The sequence below is a fragment of the Erwinia sp. INIA01 genome, assembly GCF_025947915.1.
GTDB classification, from domain to species: Bacteria; Pseudomonadota; Gammaproteobacteria; order Enterobacterales; family Enterobacteriaceae; genus Erwinia; species Erwinia coffeiphila.
Genome location: NZ_JAPDNC010000002.1, coordinates 343932 through 360263 on the forward strand (window position 1 = coordinate 343932; position 16332 = coordinate 360263).

Sequence of the window (16332 nt, forward strand, 5' to 3'; positions counted from 1 at the left end):
GCCCGGTTTGCTTGTCATTTTTGGGTTGGGAAACTGACTGCACCACCGAGGTTACGCGTAGTAACTCATTCAATTTAAGGAACACAGCATGTCTCAAATTATTGTAGTGATCGGCGATCGTTTAGGTAAAGGCCAGAAAGTTGCTGCGGGCGTCGAGAAAGCCGGCGGTAAAGCCATTGTGGTACCGGGCGTAGCGGCAGATATGAAGCTGGGCGACGTGATGAAAGCGGAAAATGCCACCTTCGGCATCTCGTTCTGCGGCAGCGGCGGTGCCGGTGCGATCACCGCGCAGACTAAGCATGGCTATAAAGCGAAATACGGCATGCGCTCCGTAGATGAAGGCGTTACCGCCATCAACGAAGGGGCAAACGTGCTGGGCTTCGGCTTTATGGATAAAGAAGAGCTGGGCGAGCGTCTGGTTCTGGCCTGGCAGAAGAAGCACGGCTGATGAAAGAGCAATTCACCACGACAGTGAACGTCAGCGGTAAAGGCGACAGCAAGGGCAAAGCCTTTGCTGATGCCCTCAGCCGGGTACAAAACACGGTACTGAAATCCACCAGCAAAATCCTGCTGCGCATTGAACCGGTTGATGTTCAGGTGCTGCGGGCCACGCAGAGCGTTAAAACCGAGAAGTTTTTGTTCTTCTTCCTCGCGCGCGAACGACGGCTGTACAGCGTGGATCTGGCGATTACCGTCAATGTCTCGGTGATTGATGCCGAGCAGGTGGATTTCTCCTCGAAAAGCTAAAAACGTTGGGCAATAAAACTAAAGGAAAAGCTAATGTTTTTAATCATTTTATTTAAATCGCTGATTATCGGCGGGCTGGTTGGGGTCGGCGTTGGTGCCGGTGCCGCCCGCATGTTTCACGCCCCGACGTCTCAGGGAATGGGCGCATTTCGTACACTGGGTGAGCTGAACTCCTGTGAAGGCGATCCAGCCTCTCACTTCTCGTTCGGACTGGGCTTCTTCTTTAACGCCTGGGCGTCATCGGTTGCCGCCGGCTCCTTCACCCAGGACGTTGATCACCGCATTATCCCGAACTGGGGTGCGGCCGCGCTGATGGTGAAGAACCGCAACGTGGCGGAAACGCTGCATAACCCGAAAAAGATGGCGATTGCCTGCGGCATCATCGGCATGATCGTCGTCGCTTTCCTCAACTCTACCGCATCAGCCGTACCGGCAGCGCTACAGGTCACGGCGGTTAAAGTACTGGTTCCGGCCGCAAACCTGCTGGTGAACACCGTCATGCCGGTGATCTTCTGGCTGGCGGCAATCGATGCCGGTAATAAATCCGGTTTCTGGGCAACTATTTTCGGCGGTCTGGCGCAGCTGATCATGGGCAACGCCGTACCGGGCCTGGTACTGGGCATCCTGATTGGTAAGGGTGTGGAAGAAGCGGGCTGGAACCGCGTCACCAAAGTGATGATGGTCGCCATTGTGCTGCTGTTCGTGCTGAGCGGTTTCTTCCGTGGTTTCGATATGAAGATGCTGGAATCCTTCCAGCTCGGCGTACCGGGCTGGCTGGAGATGATCCACAACTCCCTGAGCGGCAAATAAGAGGACGATGGAAATGGAAGAGTCAAAACGCGGTTTTTGGTACGACGACTGGTCATTCCCGATCTTTGTCGGCCTGCTTTCTGCCGGGGTATTCGCCGGTACACACATGTATTACGTCTATGGCCTGGGTGCCTTTAACGAAGTGGCCTTTGTTTCGATGCTGCGTTCGGGCATGGAAACCGGCGTTTATGGTGCGGTAGCGGCCTTTGGTGCCAGCTTCCTGTTTGCCCGCATCATTGAAGGCTCGCTGGTGGGGATTCTTGATATCGGCGGCGCCATCCAGACCGGTATCGGCCTGGGCGTTCCCGCGCTGCTGCTGGGCGCGGGCTTCATTTTCCCTGTGGCGAACTTTGCCGCGTCGCTGGTCACCGGAATGGTGCTCGGGCTGGCGGTGGGCTACATCATTATTCTGGCACGTAAATTTACCATTAATAACAGCGACTCCACTTACGGTGCGGATGTGATGATGGGCGCGGGTAATACCTCAGGTCGCTTCCTCGGGCCGTTGATTATCCTCTCCGCGATGACCGCATCGATTCCGATTGGTCTGGGTTCGCTGGTGGGTTCACTGCTGTTTTACCTTTGGGGTAAACCGATTACCGGCGGGGCTATTCTCGGTGCGATGGTGCTGGGTGCCATCTTCCCGATCGCCCTGTAATCACTCAACGTGGCGGCCTGTGCCGCCACGATCCGGAGGTTCACCATGTATGACCTGATTATCCGCAATGCCCGCCTCAGCGACGGTTCGTTAAGCGATGTGGCGTTACAGGCGGGGAAAATTGCCGCTGTGGGCGCCGTCACCGGCCCGGCAGCGCGGGAGTGGGATCTGGCCGGGCGCTACTGGCTGAGCGCGGGCTGGATTGATTCACACGTCCACTGCTATCCCAAATCACCGATCTACCACGATGAAGCCGATCGCATCGGTGTTGATACCGGTGTCACCACGGTGATCGATGCGGGCAGCACCGGTGCCGACGACGTGGATGATTTCTGGCAGCTTACGCGCGACTGCACCACCCGGGTTTATGCGCTGCTGAACATCGCGCGCAGCGGCATCCTGACCCAGAACGAGCTGGGCGATATGGCGAGGATCGATGGCCCTGCGCTGAAAGCAGCATTACAGCGCCGTCCGGACTTTATCGTCGGCCTGAAGGCGCGCATCAGCAGCAGCGTCGTTGAGCAAAACGGCATTAAACCGCTGGAGCGGGCCAAAGCGCTGCAGAAAGAGAACGGCGATCTGCCGCTGATGGTTCACATCGGCAATAACCCGCCGAATCTGGATGAAATTGCCGATCTGCTGACCTCCGGCGACATTATCACCCACTGCTACAACGGCAAGCCAAACCGCATCCTGACGCCGGAAGGCCAGCTGCGTGCGTCGGTCAGCCGGGCGATCCAGCGCGGTGTGCGGCTGGATGTGGGGCACGGCACCGCCAGCTTCAGCTTTGAGGTGGCGCGGGTAGCCATTGCTCAGGGCATTCTGCCGCAGACCATCAGTTCCGATATTTACTGCCGTAACCGCATTAACGGTCCGGTACACAGCCTTGCGCACGTGATGTCGAAGTTCCTGCACATCGGCATGACGCTGCCGCAGGTGATCGACTGCGTGACCGTTCACGCCGCAGAAGGACTGAAGCTGAAGGACAAAGGGCGTCTGGAAGTGGGCTGCGATGCCGATCTGACCATTTTTGACCTGCAACAGCAGCCGTGCGTGTTTACCGACTCTGACGGCCACACGCTGGCTGGTGAAACGCAGCTGATACCGCTTGCCGCGATGGTAGGCGGGCAGGGATTCCTCACCGATGAAGGGAAAAAACGTAATGACTTCAGTTTATGAGAAATATGGCCTGAAACAGGTGATTAACGCCTCGGGCCGCATGACCATTCTGGGTGTTTCCACCCCGGCGGCAGACGTGGTGGAGACGGTAAAATACGGTCTTAACCACTACTTTGAGATGAAAGACCTGGTCAACAAAACCGGCGCGTACATCGCCGGGCTGCTGAACTGCGAAGCGGCGGTAGTGGTTTCCTGCGCCTCCGCCGGTATTGCGCAGTCCGTGGCTGGCGTGATCGTTAAGGACAACGACTGGCTGCTGGAAAACCTGCACGCCGCGCCGCTGACTGTGCCGCACGATATCGTGCTGCCAAAAGGGCACAACGTGAACTTCGGCGCGCCGGTCGGCACCATGGTAACGCTGGGCGGCGGTCGTCTGGTTGAAGCGGGTTACGCCAATGAATGCTCACCGGAGCAGCTGTCGGCGGCGGTCACGCCAGACACGGCGGCGATCCTCTATATCAAATCCCACCACAGCGTGCAGAAAAGCCATTTGAGCGTGGAACAGGCGGTGGCCGTAGCACGCAAGCACGGCGTTCCACTGATTGTGGATGCCGCAGCGGAAGAGGATCTGCTGGCCTACACCGCGCTGGGTGCGGATCTGGTGATCTACAGCGGTGCTAAAGCGATCGAAGGCCCAACCAGCGGGCTGGTGATCGGCAAAAAGCAGCAGGTTGAGTGGGTTAAGCGCCAGTCGCTGGGCATTGGCCGGGCGATGAAGGTAGGCAAAGAGGGCATTCTTGGCCTCACCCAGGCGATTGAAAACTATCTGGTGCAGGAAAAAACCAGCGGCGCGCAGATGGTTGAGAAAATGACGCCGTTTATCACCAATCTCAACGGCCTGAGCGGCATTCAGGCGCGCGTGGTGTGGGATGCCGCCGGGCGCGATATTGCCCGTGCGGAAATCCACTTCGACGAGTCGTGCATCGGCATGAGCACCGGCGAGATGGTACAGGCGCTGAAGACCGGCGAGCAGGCGATCTATTTCCGTGGCTATAAGGCCAACGAAGGTATTGTTGAAGTTGACGTACGCAGCGTTTCCGCCGGGCAGCTGCACCAGATTTTTACCGCTATTCAGGATTTATTAGCCAGGGGAAAACAGGCATGAAACTGACACCAAAATTCTATCGCGATCGCGTATGTCTTAACGTACTGGCCGGTTCTAAACAGAACGCCCGTGATATCTGGGAAGCCGCTGAAGGCCACGTACTGGTCGGCGTCCTGTCTAAAAACTACGACACCGTGGACAGCGCGGTAAAAGATATGCGCGAGTATGCGGCGCTGATCGACAACGCGCTTTCCGTCGGGTTGGGCGCGGGCGATCCGAACCAGTCAGCGATGGTTAGTGCGATTTCGGCACAGGTTCAGCCGCAGCACGTGAACCAGGTGTTCACCGGCGTGGGCACCAGCCGCGCGCTGCTGGGCCAGACGGAAACGGTGGTCAACGGTCTGGCATCGCCTACCGGGCGTCCCGGCATGGTAAAAATCTCTACCGGTCCTCTGAGCTGCAAAGCGGAAGACGGCATTGTGCCGGTCGCTACGGCGATCGCGATGCTGAAAGATATGGGCGGCAGCTCGGTCAAGTTCTTCCCGATGGATAAGATGGTGGATATTAACGAGTTCCGCGCGCTGGCCGAAGCCTGCGCCGCGAACGACTTCTGGCTGGAGCCAACCGGCGGCATCGATCTGAACAACTACGAGACGATCCTGCGCATTGCGCTGGATGCCGGGGTAAGCAAAGTGATTCCGCACATCTACAGCTCGATCATTGATAAAGCCACCGGGCTGACCCGTCCGGCGGATGTCGCCACGCTGATGGCGATCACCCGCAAAGTGATGGCGTAAGCCAGATTTCCCGCCGTTGGACGATCGTTTTGATCTTACAACGGCGGGGAAAAATCTATTCTTTCCGAAACAAAATCTCGCACTTTTTGAATAAATTGCGATATCTGTCAAATGAAAATTTGCAGAGGCTGCTACGCTATTTTTTCGGCGCGAATAAAGGTAGGCTGAGTATAAAAACAACCCATAAAACGCTTCAATTTGATGATAATGGTACCCCGTGAGATTCCCCAACCAACGACTGGCACAGCTGTTTGACCTTCTGCAAAATGAAATCCTGCCGCAGGATGAACTGGCGCGCCGACTGGCCGTTTCCACCCGCACCGTACGCACCGACGTTACCGCCCTCAATGAACTGCTGGCCGACCACGGTGCCAGTTTTGTCCTTAGCCGCGGCGAAGGCTACCAGTTAAAAATTGATGATGCCGGGCGCTATGACCGCCTGCTGCAACAGTCAACGTCGAGCCTGCGTGTGCCGCGAACCTCAACGGAACGGGTTCATTACCTGTTAACCCGTTTTCTTACCTCGGCTTTTTCCCTCAAGCTGGAAGACCTGGCAGATGAATGGTTTGTCAGCCGCACCACGCTGCAGGGGGATATGGCAGAGGTGAGAGAATGGCTAAGCCGTTACGGCCTGGAGATTGAAACCCGGCCACGTTACGGCATGAAGCTGTTCGGCAGTGAAGCGGCGATGCGCACCTGCCTGACCGATCTGCTCTATCAGCTGGCGCAGGAGGATGCCGACAGCCCGTTGCTAAAGCTGGAAGCGTTGAACCGGGGTATGCTGACCACGCTGCAACCGATGCTGCTTGATTGCCTGTCGCGCTTTAATATCCGCCTGGCCGACGATGCCGAGCTGTATCTGCGTCTTTACTGCGCGGTGGCGGTGCGCCGCATCGCCGAAGGTTATCCGCTGTCTGATTTTATTGCCGCAGACGTCGCCGACGACGTGCGCGATGCGGCTCGCCACATTATTAACCTGATGCGCCCGATTACCGGTAAAAGTATCTCTCCGGCGGAAGAGGCCTGGCTACAGGTGCATATTGCCGCCAGGCGCATTGAAGAATCTGCGCCCAGCGCCATCAGCCCGGACGATGGCGAATCACTGGTGGATTACATCCTCAACTACATCAACAGCCATTACGGTTTTAATCTGCAAAACGACCCGCAGCTGCGTGCCGATCTGCTGACGCATATTAAAACCATGATTACCCGGGTGCGCTACCAGATTAATATCCCCAATCCGCTGCTGGCGAATATCAAACAGCACTATCCGATGGCGTACGACGTCACGCTGGCGGCGGTATCCAGCTGGGGTAAATATACCCCCTATGCCATCAGTGAAAACGAAGTGGGATTCCTGGTGCTGCATATCGGCGTCGGGCTGGAGCGCCACTATAACGTTGGCTATCAGCGCTATCCGCTGGTGCTGCTGGTCTGCGATACCGGCAACTCGACGGTACGGATGATCCAGGCGATGCTGATGCGTAAATACCCGCAGATTGAAGTGCGCCGCATCATTTCCCTGCGTGAATACGAGCAGCTGGCGGCGGTGGAAGAAGACTTCGTGATTTCCACCGCGCGGCTCAGCGATAAAGATAAGCCGGTGGTGGTGATGTCGCCGTTCCCCACCGATTTTCAGCTCGAACAGCTGGGCAAGCAGGTGCTGCTGGATCGCACCCGCCCTTACATGCTGGAGAAGTTTTTTGACGCCAGCCACTTCTGCATTATCGATCGTGAGATCGACCGTTCCGAGCTGTTCCGCCAGCTGTGCGATCGGCTGGAGAATGAAGGGATTGTCGACGAGACATTTTACCCGTCTGTCGAAGAGCGCGAAGCGATTGTCAGCACCATGTTGGGTGAGGGGATTGCGCTGCCGCACTCTCTTGGCCTGCTATCGAAGAAGACCTGCGTTTATACGGTGCTGGCTCCACAGGGGATTAAATGGGGCGATGAAACCGCCTATGTCATTTTCCTGCTGGCGATCAGCAAAAGTGAGTATGAAGAGGCGATGGCGATCTACGATCTGTTCGTGACGTTTATGCGTGAACGGGCGATGACGCGGCTGCGGGACAGCAAGGATTTTGACAGTTTCAAAGCAGTGGCGATGGACTGTTTGAGCCGGTTGTAGAAAAAGCGGGAAGGGCAGGAAAGGGCAGGAATTTGCCACCCGCCAGCGGGTGAACGACAGATTGTCACGCTGAATCCGCTGAATCCGCTGAATCCGCTGAATCCGCTGAACGGCAGAGCCAGGAGGGTTCCAGAGTCGTGCTATGAAAACTGCGGCGGGTTCCTTCCCGCCTTCAATCACGTTCTCAATACGGACTTTACTTCAGAATTGTAAACGCCGTGGTGACGTGCTTAACGCCGCTGACCCGGCTGGCAATATCCGCTGCCGCTTTTGCTTCTTCGTTCGTCACCAGACCCAGCAGGAACACCTCGCCGTTCTCAGTGGTCACCTTCACGTTAGATGATTTTACCTGGTCGCTGCCCAGCAGCTGAGAACGCACTTTGGTGGTGATCCAGGTATCGGAAGAAGCGGTGCCAAAGCTGACTTTATTGGCGGTACGGATCTCGTTATAGACCTCGGTTGCACCATCAACGCCTACGGCGATCTGTTTAGCCCGCGTGGCCAGCTCTGCGTTCGGCGACTGGCCGGTCAGCAGCACTTTGCCCTGGTAAGCGGTGGCTACGATATGGGTGTTCTGTTTGATCTGTTCATCTTTCGACAGCGCATTGCTGACGCGCAGTTCCAGCGTGCCGTCATCCACCTGAGTACCAACGGTACGCGGGTCCGTGGCGCTCTTAGTCGCGACGGCGGCGCTACCCACGACTGCGGCGACGCAGCCCTGTAACATCAATGCGGTGAGAATAACTGCCGTTGCAGATAATGCCTTCATTTAAGCTCCTTTAGACATCCTGGTGGGGAAATAAAGTGTTATCTATCAAATCGCACAGGCAATTCACGGTCAGCATATGCATCTCCTGAATCCTGGCGCTGCGATGCGAGGGAATACGGATCTCCACATCCTGCGGGCCCAGTAAACCGGCGAGCTCTCCGCCATCGTAACCGGTAAGCGCGATGATAGTCATATCGCGCGTTACCGCGGCTTCTACTGCTTTCACGATATCGCGGCTGTTGCCGCGGGTTGAAATGGCCAGCAGGATATCTCCTGCATGGCCCAGTGCACGAACCTGCTTGGCGTAAATCTCGTCGTGCAGACGATCGTTACCAATCGCCGTCAGCAGTACATTATCGGCGCTGAGGGCAATTGCAGGCAGGCTCGGGCGTTCGGTCTCAAAACGGTTGATCATACTGGCAGCAAAATGCTGGGCATTGGCACTGGAGGTTCCGTTGCCACAACTCAGGATTTTGTTCCCATTCAACAGCGACTGCACGATGGTCATCGCAGCGCGGGAAATCGCATCGGGAAGCGCTTCCGCTGCGGCGATTTGTGTTTGAATACTCTCAGTAAAACAGACTTTAATTCTTTCCAGCACGTCATTCACCTGGTTAGTTTTCGCGGTCTTCGACCTGTCATTCAGCGCCGTTACTCAGCGGTAAACGCATTGGGCAGCCATTCAACCCGTTCCCCGGTAATGGCGACCACATCAAAACGGCAGTCGACAGTGTCAAAGCTTTGACCACGGCTATGCAGCCAAAGTGCTGCCGCTCGCAATAGTTTTTGTTGTTTACTGCGGGTGATGCTGGCTACCGCCCCACCAAAATGGTCAGAACGGCGATAGCGAACCTCAACAAAAACCCATATTTGCCGGTCACGCATAATCAGATCGAGTTCCCCCGACCGGTAGCGAACATTCGCGGCGACAAAGCGCAGACCGGCTGTTTCCAGCAGGCGGCGCGCTTGTTTTTCACGCATCGCCCCCTGCTGCTGTCGACTCAGGATGCCGGAACGATTTGCCCCTGACGATACTGGCTCCATGCTAACTTCCTGTTAATCACGCAGTCCTGTGTTGCGCTCAGATTGCCGGTATTGCCTTTCAGCTGGAAGCCCGGCAACTGGCGCATTTCACTGAAGTGGTTGGCCAGAGACCAGGCATCAATGCCCATCGCATACAGGCGAACCAGTGAGTAGTCATTGTTAAACTTCTTCGCCGCCTGCTGCATCAGTGCGGTGTTTGCGCCGGAGAGCAGCGGAACATCGCTGAACTGCAGGCCGTCCAGCTCCAGACGATAGTCCGGGCCGGCACCGGCCTGGTTGCTGCGCGAACTCGCGTACAGGCTGACGTTATCACGGCTGCTGACGCGCATCGCGATCATTGGCTTAATCAGCGTCAGCTCGCTCTGCGTGGCGATAATATAGACAGAGTCCACGCTGCCGCCGGAGCTGGCGGTATCCGCAGCCGGGGCATCGCTCACCGGAGCTGGAATATTCAGACCGGCAATGGTCACGCCCTGAGGCTGGGCTGGCTGCACGTTAACCGGGGTTCCGCTCAGGCGAATACCCGCGCCGCTGTTGATGCCCTGCTTCAGTTCAGCGGTAGAACCAAACTGCTGCTGCAGTACAGTACCGCCACCCAGCTGCTGCCACTCCGTAGCGAAGGCTTTGATGACGCGGTCGCCCAGCGAGCTGCGTGGCACCAGCAGCAGCGGAGAGCGCTTGCCCTGATCCCACATATGATGCGCGGCATCGCGCGCTTCGTCTTCAGGAGAAAGCGCAAAGTAGCAAATATTCGGACGGTTCTGGATCGTTTCCGGCTCGTTAAGCGCCAGCACGTTAAGCGCTGTCGGGCTGGCGACCACCTGCTCAACCTGATTTTTCAGCAGCGGACCCACAACCAGCGTGGCACCGTCGTTCTGTGCCTGGGTCAGCAGCTGATCCACCGGCTGGGTGCTGGTGTCATAAACCTGAACCTGGGTGCTGCCTGACGGGGCTGCTGTTTCCACGCTGCTGGACGCCACCGGCTGTGGCTGTGCGGCATCCGGTTGAGTCGTGCCGTCCGTCGGTGCGGCTGACGGACTGACCACCGCATTGGCATCGGTCGCCGCAGCGTCAGGATTGGCTGTGGCATCAGGTGCCTGAATCGGCGCCGCAGGCGCAGCGGACTGCATCAGCGTACCGTTCTTCGCGTCGTTAAAACCCTGCTGGATGGCGTTGGCAAAGACCTGCGCCTGGCCGCTCAGCGGCAGCAGCAGAGCGATTTTACCGGTCGACCCCTGCTGGAAGTTCTTTACCTGGCTTAACGCCGACGGCAGCATTTTTGCCGCCGGGTTGTACGGATAGCGGTTCTGCCAGTCACTGATACCGGCCTTCAGCATATCAGGATCGTTGCTGTTGGCTTTATACACGCCCAGCAGATCCAGCCACCCTTGCAGCACGTTCTCGTTTGCATTGATGGTCACGTTGTTCAGCTGATCCTGCGTCATCTGACTCAGTGCCTGCCAGGTGGCATCGATATTTGCCTGCTTCTCAGCCGGGTTGGCGAGCAGCGGTTCCTGAGCAATATAGGCACGCAGCACGTCCAGCGTCGGGCGGCCCTGGCCAATCGCGATCTGTAACTGGTAGTAGCGGGCCTGCTGATCTTTCGAGAGCGATGCGACATCAACCTGCTTCAGCCTGTCGGCCGCCAGCGGGAAATTCTGCTCAATCACGTGCAGCTGCGCCTGCAACAGCAGCTGTTCCTGGCTCTGGGTGGCATCAAGCTGCTGCGGCAGCTGGGAGAGCTGCTGATTAGCCTGCGGCAGTTTGCCTTCATTCAACAGTGCTCTGATTGCGAGTAATTGCCAGCCAACCTTGTTATCATCTGAACTTTGCTGCATCTGCTGCAGATAATAGTCAGAGGTGCCGGTGGCAGCGCCCTGGACATTCGCCGGTGGCGTTTGCGGTGCCTGGCCGGTACATCCGGCAAAAATCAGGGCGGCCAGCAGAAGCGGCAGGCTGCGCCCGGCTTTGCTACGAACTACTTTCGAAGGAAGCATACTGTATCCAGTGATGTTTTTTTCAAGATGCTCAATATTAAATCGGCTATTCGGATCAAACAATGAAACAACACGATCGGGCAGATATTTCTGCCAGCACGCTCTATATCGTTCCAACACCGATTGGTAACCTGGGCGATATCACCCAGCGGGCACTGACGGTGCTTGCGAGCGTCGATCTGATCGCTGCGGAAGATACACGTCATACCGGACTGTTGCTACAACATTTCGCCATCAATGCGCGGCTCTTCGCATTGCACGACCATAACGAACAGCAGAAAGCAGAATCGCTGCTGGCGAAGCTCCGTGAGGGACAAAGCATAGCCTTAGTTTCCGATGCCGGCACGCCGCTGATCAACGATCCGGGCTATCATCTGGTGCGTTTATGCCGCGAAGCGGGGATCCGCGTGGTGCCGCTGCCGGGTGCCTGTGCTGCGGTAACAGCATTAAGTGCGGCGGGGTTACCGTCCGATCGATTCTGTTACGAAGGTTTTCTGCCCGCCAAAAGCAAAGGTCGCTGCGATACCCTGCGCGCGCTGGAGCAGGAGCCGCGCACGCTGATTTTTTATGAATCCACCCACCGTTTAATCGATAGTTTGCAGGATATGGTGACGGTACTGGGGCCAGACCGTTATGTGGTGCTGGCGCGTGAAATCACCAAAACCTGGGAGTCGATTCAGGGCGCGCCGGTGGGCGAGCTGCTGGCGTGGGTGCTGGAAGATGAGAACCGCCGCAAAGGCGAAATGGTGCTGATCGTGGAAGGTTATCACGCCGAAGAGGATGCACTGCCGCCGGAAGCACTGCGCACGCTGGCGCTGCTGCAGGCCGAACTGCCGCTGAAAAAAGCCGCAGCGCTCACCGCCGAAATTCACGGGGTGAAAAAAAATGCCCTGTATAAGTATGCCCTTGAGCAGCAGGGTGAGTGACAACTCATAGAAAACGCTATACACTGCGCGCCGAAGCTGACCAGACAGTCGCCGCTTTGTTGCCGTCCCCCTTCGGGGGAGACAGACAGAGGGGAGGAAAGTCCGGGCTCCATAGGGCAGGGTGCCAGGTAACGCCTGGGGGGCGCAAGCCCACGACCAGTGCAACAGAGAGCAAACCGCCGATGGCCCACGCAAGTGGGATCAGGTAAGGGTGAAAGGGTGCGGTAAGAGCGCACCGCGCGGCTGGTAACAGTTCGCGGCACGGTAAACTCCACCCGGAGCAAGGCCAAATAGGGGTTCATAAGGTACGGCCCGTACTGAACCCGGGTAGGCTGCTTGAGCCAGTGAGCGATTGCTGGCCTAGATGAATGACTGTCCACGACAGAACCCGGCTTAACGGTCAGCTTCAACTCATTCGATAAAAAACCCGCTTCGGCGGGTTTTTTGCTTTGCGGCAGATGAATGACTGTCCACGACCCTCTCTATGAAAAGAACGCGGCTTAACGGTCAGCTTCAACTCATTCGATAAAAAACCCGCTTCGGTGGGTTTTTTGCTTACCCTCTACAGAATTTATATCGGTAGATCAATCACCAGCGCCCGCAGCGGCGTTTCTGCCGTCAGCAGAACGCTCTCTTCTTCCCGCAGAAATGCGCCATCGCCGCAGGTGAGGGCTTCCTGCTCGTGCGAGTGGGTAACTGCCGTAAAGGCGCCGTGGATCGACTGCAAATAGGCGCGTGGCCCGTGCAGGGGAACCTGATAGCTTTCACCCGGCTGTAATACCACATGGTGAATCCACACCTGCTGCCGGAGCTGCAGGCTGCCTTCGCTACCGTCGGGGGAAGCCAGCAGGGTACAGGTTTTATCCTCCGGTACTGCAATCCGCTGTACGCGATTATTTTCTCTTTCCGGGCAGGCATCCAGCCACAGCTGAAGCCGCGTCAGGCTGCTCTCTTTGCTAATATTGTGCTCACTGTAGCTGATCCCCGGCTGGGTGGCCAGCAGCAGCGCCTCACCGGCACGCGCCGTTTCGTGATTGCCTTCGCTGTCGCGATATTCGGCTTCACCCTGCAATATCAGGTTCAGCACGTCGACTTTCGGATAGGTTCTGGGTTGAAAGGAAGCCCCTGGTGCCAGCACTTCCTGGTTGAGTACGCGAAGTGAAGCGTACCCCAGTAATTTGGGATCGAAATAGTGACCGAAGGAGAAAGTATAGCGAGCCTGAAGCCAGCCGTAATCGGCTTTGCCACACTGTTGCGCTGTACGACTAACGATCATGCTGTTCTCCTTAGTAAATCGGGGCTGGCCCGACCATTTATTATTCGGTTATGGTAAGTTTCTGGACTGGTGAATGCCAGCCAGTTAATCTGCTCGGCATATTCAAATTTCCTGACAGAGAAAAGCTATGGCTAAAGATCGTGCTCTGACGCTTGAAGCGCTACGTGTAATGGATGCCATCGATCGCCGCGGCAGTTTTGCTGCCGCAGCCGATGAGCTGGGCCGTGTCCCTTCTGCGTTAAGCTACACCATGCAGAAACTGGAAGAGGAGCTGGACGTGGTGTTGTTTGACCGGTCCGGTCATCGCACCAAATTTACCAACGTTGGGCGGATGCTGCTTGAACGCGGGCGCGTGCTGCTGGAGGCAGCCGACAAGCTGACTACCGATGCGGAAGCGCTGGCTCGCGGCTGGGAAACGCATCTGACGATTGCCACCGAAGCGCTGGTTTCCACCGAGCTACTTTTCCCGCTGGTGGAAAAACTGGCGGATAAAGCCAACACTCAGGTTTCGCTGATGACCGAGGTGCTGGCCGGGGCGTGGGAACGGCTTGAGCAGGGGCGCGCCGATATTGTGATTGCGCCCGATATGCATTTCCGCGCCTCTTCCGAGATCAACACCCGCAAGCTTTATTCACTGATGAGCGTCTACGTTGCCAGCCCCGATCACCCGATTCATCAGGAGCCGGAGCCGCTTTCCGAAACCACCCGGGTGAAATATCGCGGTATTGCGGTGGCGGATACCGCGCGTGAAAGGCCGGTATTAACCGTAACCCTGCTGGATAAACAGCAGCGCCTGACCGTCAGTACCATTGAAGATAAACACCGTGCTTTACTGGCGGGCCTGGGCGTTGGCACCATGCCATACAGTATGGTTGAGCAGGATATTGCCGAAGGGCGTTTGCGCGTGGTCAGCCCGGAATATACCCGCGAGGTGGATATTATTATGGCCTGGCGGCGTGACAGTATGGGGGAAGCCAAGGCCTGGTGCCTGCGGGAAATCCCTAAACTGCTGGCGAAGCGTCAGGGATAAAGCCCGCAGGCCCGGTATTCCTTTACGGTGCAGGCGTAGCCGAGTTTTCCTGTGAATGTTCGATGCCGGTAAACGTTGAGAACGTTTCGTAGTAGTAGTGACCCACGAAGGCGATGTAACACAGCATCACGACGGCCAGGCAGAAAGAGAGAGTCTTGATCATGGTTTCACTCCAGGAAGTTGGCTTCCGGTTAATCCGCATTTGCGTTCACATCAGTAAAGATACGTAAGTGCGAATTGGGAGAATTTGTTCCAGATCAATAAAGGATGTCGAACGTTCGGGGCGATAAAGAAAATCGCCCCGAATGTTAACGGGCAGGATCAGGGAAAGCGTTCATCGCGCCCGTGCGGTTCGTCCCAGTTAAATGCCGGGCCTACCGAAATCACCCCGCTCGGGTTGATGGTTTTATGGCTGCGATAGTAGTGGTGGCGAATGTGAGGCAGGTTTACCGTGTCTGCAATGCCCGGCAGCTGATAAATCTCGCGCAGGAAGCCGCTCAGATTGAGGTAGTCGCCAATGCGATGCTTATCGCATTTGAAATGAGTGACATACACCGGATCGAAGCGTACCAGCGTGGTCCACAGGCGTAAATCGGCTTCGGTCAGACGATTACCGGTCAGATAGCGCCGCTGCCCCAGAATCTGCTCCAGACGATCCAGCGAGCTGAAAAGCGCCGTCACCGCTTCATCATAGGCCGGCTGACTGGTGGCAAAACCCGACTTATACACGCCGTTGTTTACCGTATCGTAGATCCAGCCGTTCAGTTCATCGATCTCATCGCGCAGTTCAGCCGGGTAATAATCCCCGGCGCGGGCACCAACACCGTCAAATGCGCTGTTAAACATGCGAATAATGTCGGCGGATTCATTACTGACGATGGTGTGCTGATGTTTGTCCCACAGCACCGGCACCGTAACGCGGCCGGTGTAGGTCGGGTCGGCATGCAGATACAGCTGATAGAGATATTCGTTCTGATACAGGCTGTCGCCGGTGACATCGGGGAAATCTTCGTCAAACGTCCAGCCGTTCTCCAGCATCAGTGGATGAACAACCGAAACTGAAATCATCGATTCCAGCCCTTTCAGCTGGCGCATAATCAGTGTGCGGTGTGCCCACGGGCAGGCGAGGGACACATACAAATGGTAGCGGTCGGCTTCGGCGCGGAAGCCACTTTTACCGTGTGGACCGGCGCTGCCGTCGGCCGTCACCCAGTTGCGAAATACCGCTTCTGAACGTTTAAAGCGGCCGCCGGTAGACTTGGTGTCGTACCAGTTATCGTGCCATACGCCATCAATTAGCTGTCCCATCGTTCCTCCCTAAAAATGAAGGGGCGAGGATATGCTCCTCGCCCCGGATTCTTCACTGTTGTAAGTGTAGTGGAATTACCACTTTTTACCCAGCAGACGGTCGATGCTGTATGCGCCAGGTCCTACCAGGCCCAGCAGCAGGTAGCCACCGGAGATTGACAGGTTTTTCATAAACATAATGGAGTTCGGGCCTTCCGCAAAGTTAGTGTGGAAGATAAACGCCGTCAGCAGCGTAAAGGCTGCGGTGAACAGCGCGGTGAAGCGGGTCAGGAAGCCGAACAGAATGGCCAGACCGCCGCCGAACTCAAGCAGAATGGTCAGCGGCAGGAAGAAGCCCGGCACGCCCATCGCTTCCATATACTGCTGCGTACCGGCGTAACCGGTGATTTTTCCCCAGCCTGCAACGATAAACAGAATTGGCATCAGGATGCGAGCCACTAAGAAACCGGTATCTTCTAATTTTTTCATAATCATCCCCAACAAGAATTTTATGGGCCGTGCTATCAGGCGGACCCTGTTTTACCGTGGCCTGACGCTGCTTTAGCGCTCAGTGCCGTTCGTTGCTGGAGATAATAGACGGGGAGTCTGGCTATTGTAAGCGAGATAATCTGTCGAAGT

General features: G+C 56.6%; 18 protein-coding genes and 1 other RNA gene. 11 read left to right on the top strand and 8 right to left on the bottom strand.

The features are described from left to right. The first annotated feature begins 88 nt into the window (after positions 1 to 88). The 8 genes from OMR58_RS03465 to OMR58_RS03500 all read left to right on the top strand — a co-directional run bounded on the left by OMR58_RS03465 (position 89) and on the right by OMR58_RS03500 (position 7364). A complete protein-coding gene (locus OMR58_RS03465; RefSeq protein WP_105592058.1) occupies positions 89 to 448 on the top strand; it encodes an SFCGS family glycine-rich protein in 360 nt (119 codons plus the stop codon). Continuing rightward, positions 448 to 747 carry a DUF4312 family protein gene (locus OMR58_RS03470; RefSeq protein ID WP_200563922.1) on the top strand — a complete coding sequence of 100 codons (300 nt, stop codon included), beginning with the start codon at positions 448 to 450 and terminating at the stop codon, positions 745 to 747. Before OMR58_RS03465 ends, OMR58_RS03470 begins: the two co-directional genes overlap by 1 nt. A 33-nt stretch (positions 748 to 780) precedes the next feature. After that, on the top strand, positions 781 to 1557 hold the full coding sequence (locus tag OMR58_RS03475) for a DUF4311 domain-containing protein (RefSeq protein ID WP_264545279.1): 777 nt from the start codon (positions 781 to 783) through the stop codon (positions 1555 to 1557). Positions 1558 to 1570: 13 nt separating this feature from the next. Beyond that, positions 1571 to 2215, top strand: coding sequence for a DUF4310 family protein (locus OMR58_RS03480; RefSeq protein ID WP_105592320.1), 645 nt, complete (start codon positions 1571 to 1573; stop codon positions 2213 to 2215). A 45-nt stretch (positions 2216 to 2260) separates the two neighbouring features. Then, a complete protein-coding gene (locus OMR58_RS03485) occupies positions 2261 to 3394 on the top strand; it encodes an amidohydrolase/deacetylase family metallohydrolase (protein ID WP_264545280.1) in 1134 nt (377 codons plus the stop codon). Then, positions 3378 to 4499: a DgaE family pyridoxal phosphate-dependent ammonia lyase gene (locus OMR58_RS03490; RefSeq protein ID WP_264545281.1), complete on the top strand. Its 1122-nt coding sequence runs from the start codon at positions 3378 to 3380 to the stop codon at positions 4497 to 4499. The genes OMR58_RS03485 and OMR58_RS03490 overlap by 17 nt, the downstream gene beginning before the upstream one ends. Next, on the top strand, positions 4496 to 5236 hold the full coding sequence (gene dagF, locus OMR58_RS03495) for a 2-dehydro-3-deoxy-phosphogluconate aldolase (RefSeq protein WP_264545282.1): 741 nt from the start codon (positions 4496 to 4498) through the stop codon (positions 5234 to 5236). Before OMR58_RS03490 ends, dagF begins: the two co-directional genes overlap by 4 nt. A 217-nt stretch (positions 5237 to 5453) precedes the next feature. Continuing rightward, positions 5454 to 7364, top strand: coding sequence for a BglG family transcription antiterminator (locus OMR58_RS03500; RefSeq protein WP_200563930.1), 1911 nt, complete (start codon positions 5454 to 5456; stop codon positions 7362 to 7364). Between the two features lie 196 nt (positions 7365 to 7560). On the opposite strand, the gene dolP is transcribed toward OMR58_RS03500, so the two are convergent. From dolP to OMR58_RS03520, 4 genes are read right to left on the bottom strand one after another with little or no spacing between them, the layout of a single operon-like run. Continuing rightward, positions 7561 to 8133: a division/outer membrane stress-associated lipid-binding lipoprotein gene (gene dolP, locus OMR58_RS03505; RefSeq protein ID WP_200563931.1), complete on the bottom strand. Its 573-nt coding sequence runs from the start codon at positions 8131 to 8133 to the stop codon at positions 7561 to 7563. Between the two features lie 10 nt (positions 8134 to 8143). Then, a complete protein-coding gene (gene diaA / locus OMR58_RS03510) occupies positions 8144 to 8734 on the bottom strand; it encodes a DnaA initiator-associating protein DiaA (protein WP_105592050.1) in 591 nt (196 codons plus the stop codon). Positions 8735 to 8784: 50 nt separating this feature from the next. Further along, positions 8785 to 9177, bottom strand: a complete 393-nt coding sequence (locus tag OMR58_RS03515) for a YraN family protein (RefSeq protein WP_200543414.1) — start codon at positions 9175 to 9177, stop codon at positions 8785 to 8787. Next, the gene (locus tag OMR58_RS03520) at positions 9135 to 11174 is read right to left on the bottom strand and encodes a penicillin-binding protein activator (protein ID WP_200543416.1); all 2040 of its coding nucleotides are present in this window, start codon (positions 11172 to 11174) and stop codon (positions 9135 to 9137) included. Before OMR58_RS03520 ends, OMR58_RS03515 begins: the two co-directional genes overlap by 43 nt. A 62-nt stretch (positions 11175 to 11236) precedes the next feature. On the opposite strand from OMR58_RS03520, the gene rsmI reads away from it, so the two are divergent. Together rsmI and rnpB are read left to right on the top strand one after the other, a co-directional pair. Further along, complete coding sequence (gene rsmI, locus OMR58_RS03525; RefSeq protein ID WP_200543418.1) at positions 11237 to 12100, top strand: 16S rRNA (cytidine(1402)-2'-O)-methyltransferase; 864 nt, start codon at positions 11237 to 11239, stop codon at positions 12098 to 12100. A 32-nt stretch (positions 12101 to 12132) separates the two neighbouring features. Next, an RNA gene (gene rnpB / locus OMR58_RS03530) (RNase P RNA component class A) lies at positions 12133 to 12512 on the top strand. A gap of 159 nt (positions 12513 to 12671) precedes the next feature. Here the strand turns inward: rnpB and OMR58_RS03535 are convergent. Further along, on the bottom strand, positions 12672 to 13376 hold the full coding sequence (locus OMR58_RS03535; RefSeq protein WP_264545283.1) for a pirin family protein: 705 nt from the start codon (positions 13374 to 13376) through the stop codon (positions 12672 to 12674). 127 nt (positions 13377 to 13503) lie between these two features. Here OMR58_RS03535 and OMR58_RS03540 point away from each other — a divergent pair, with 127 nt between their 5' ends. Then, positions 13504 to 14406 (top strand): LysR family transcriptional regulator, encoded by a 903-nt coding sequence (locus OMR58_RS03540; protein WP_105592044.1) that lies wholly within the window; start codon positions 13504 to 13506, stop codon positions 14404 to 14406. Positions 14407 to 14428: 22 nt separating this feature from the next. On the opposite strand, the gene OMR58_RS03545 is transcribed toward OMR58_RS03540, so the two are convergent. The 3 genes from OMR58_RS03545 to OMR58_RS03555 form a co-directional block, all read right to left on the bottom strand. Continuing rightward, on the bottom strand, positions 14429 to 14569 hold the full coding sequence (locus tag OMR58_RS03545) for a hypothetical protein (RefSeq protein WP_264545284.1): 141 nt from the start codon (positions 14567 to 14569) through the stop codon (positions 14429 to 14431). Positions 14570 to 14727: 158 nt separating this feature from the next. Next, positions 14728 to 15714: a glutathione S-transferase family protein gene (locus OMR58_RS03550; protein ID WP_200560261.1), complete on the bottom strand. Its 987-nt coding sequence runs from the start codon at positions 15712 to 15714 to the stop codon at positions 14728 to 14730. A gap of 75 nt (positions 15715 to 15789) precedes the next feature. After that, the gene (locus OMR58_RS03555; protein ID WP_105592318.1) at positions 15790 to 16182 is read right to left on the bottom strand and encodes a DoxX family protein; all 393 of its coding nucleotides are present in this window, start codon (positions 16180 to 16182) and stop codon (positions 15790 to 15792) included. Positions 16183 to 16332 lie beyond the last annotated feature (150 nt).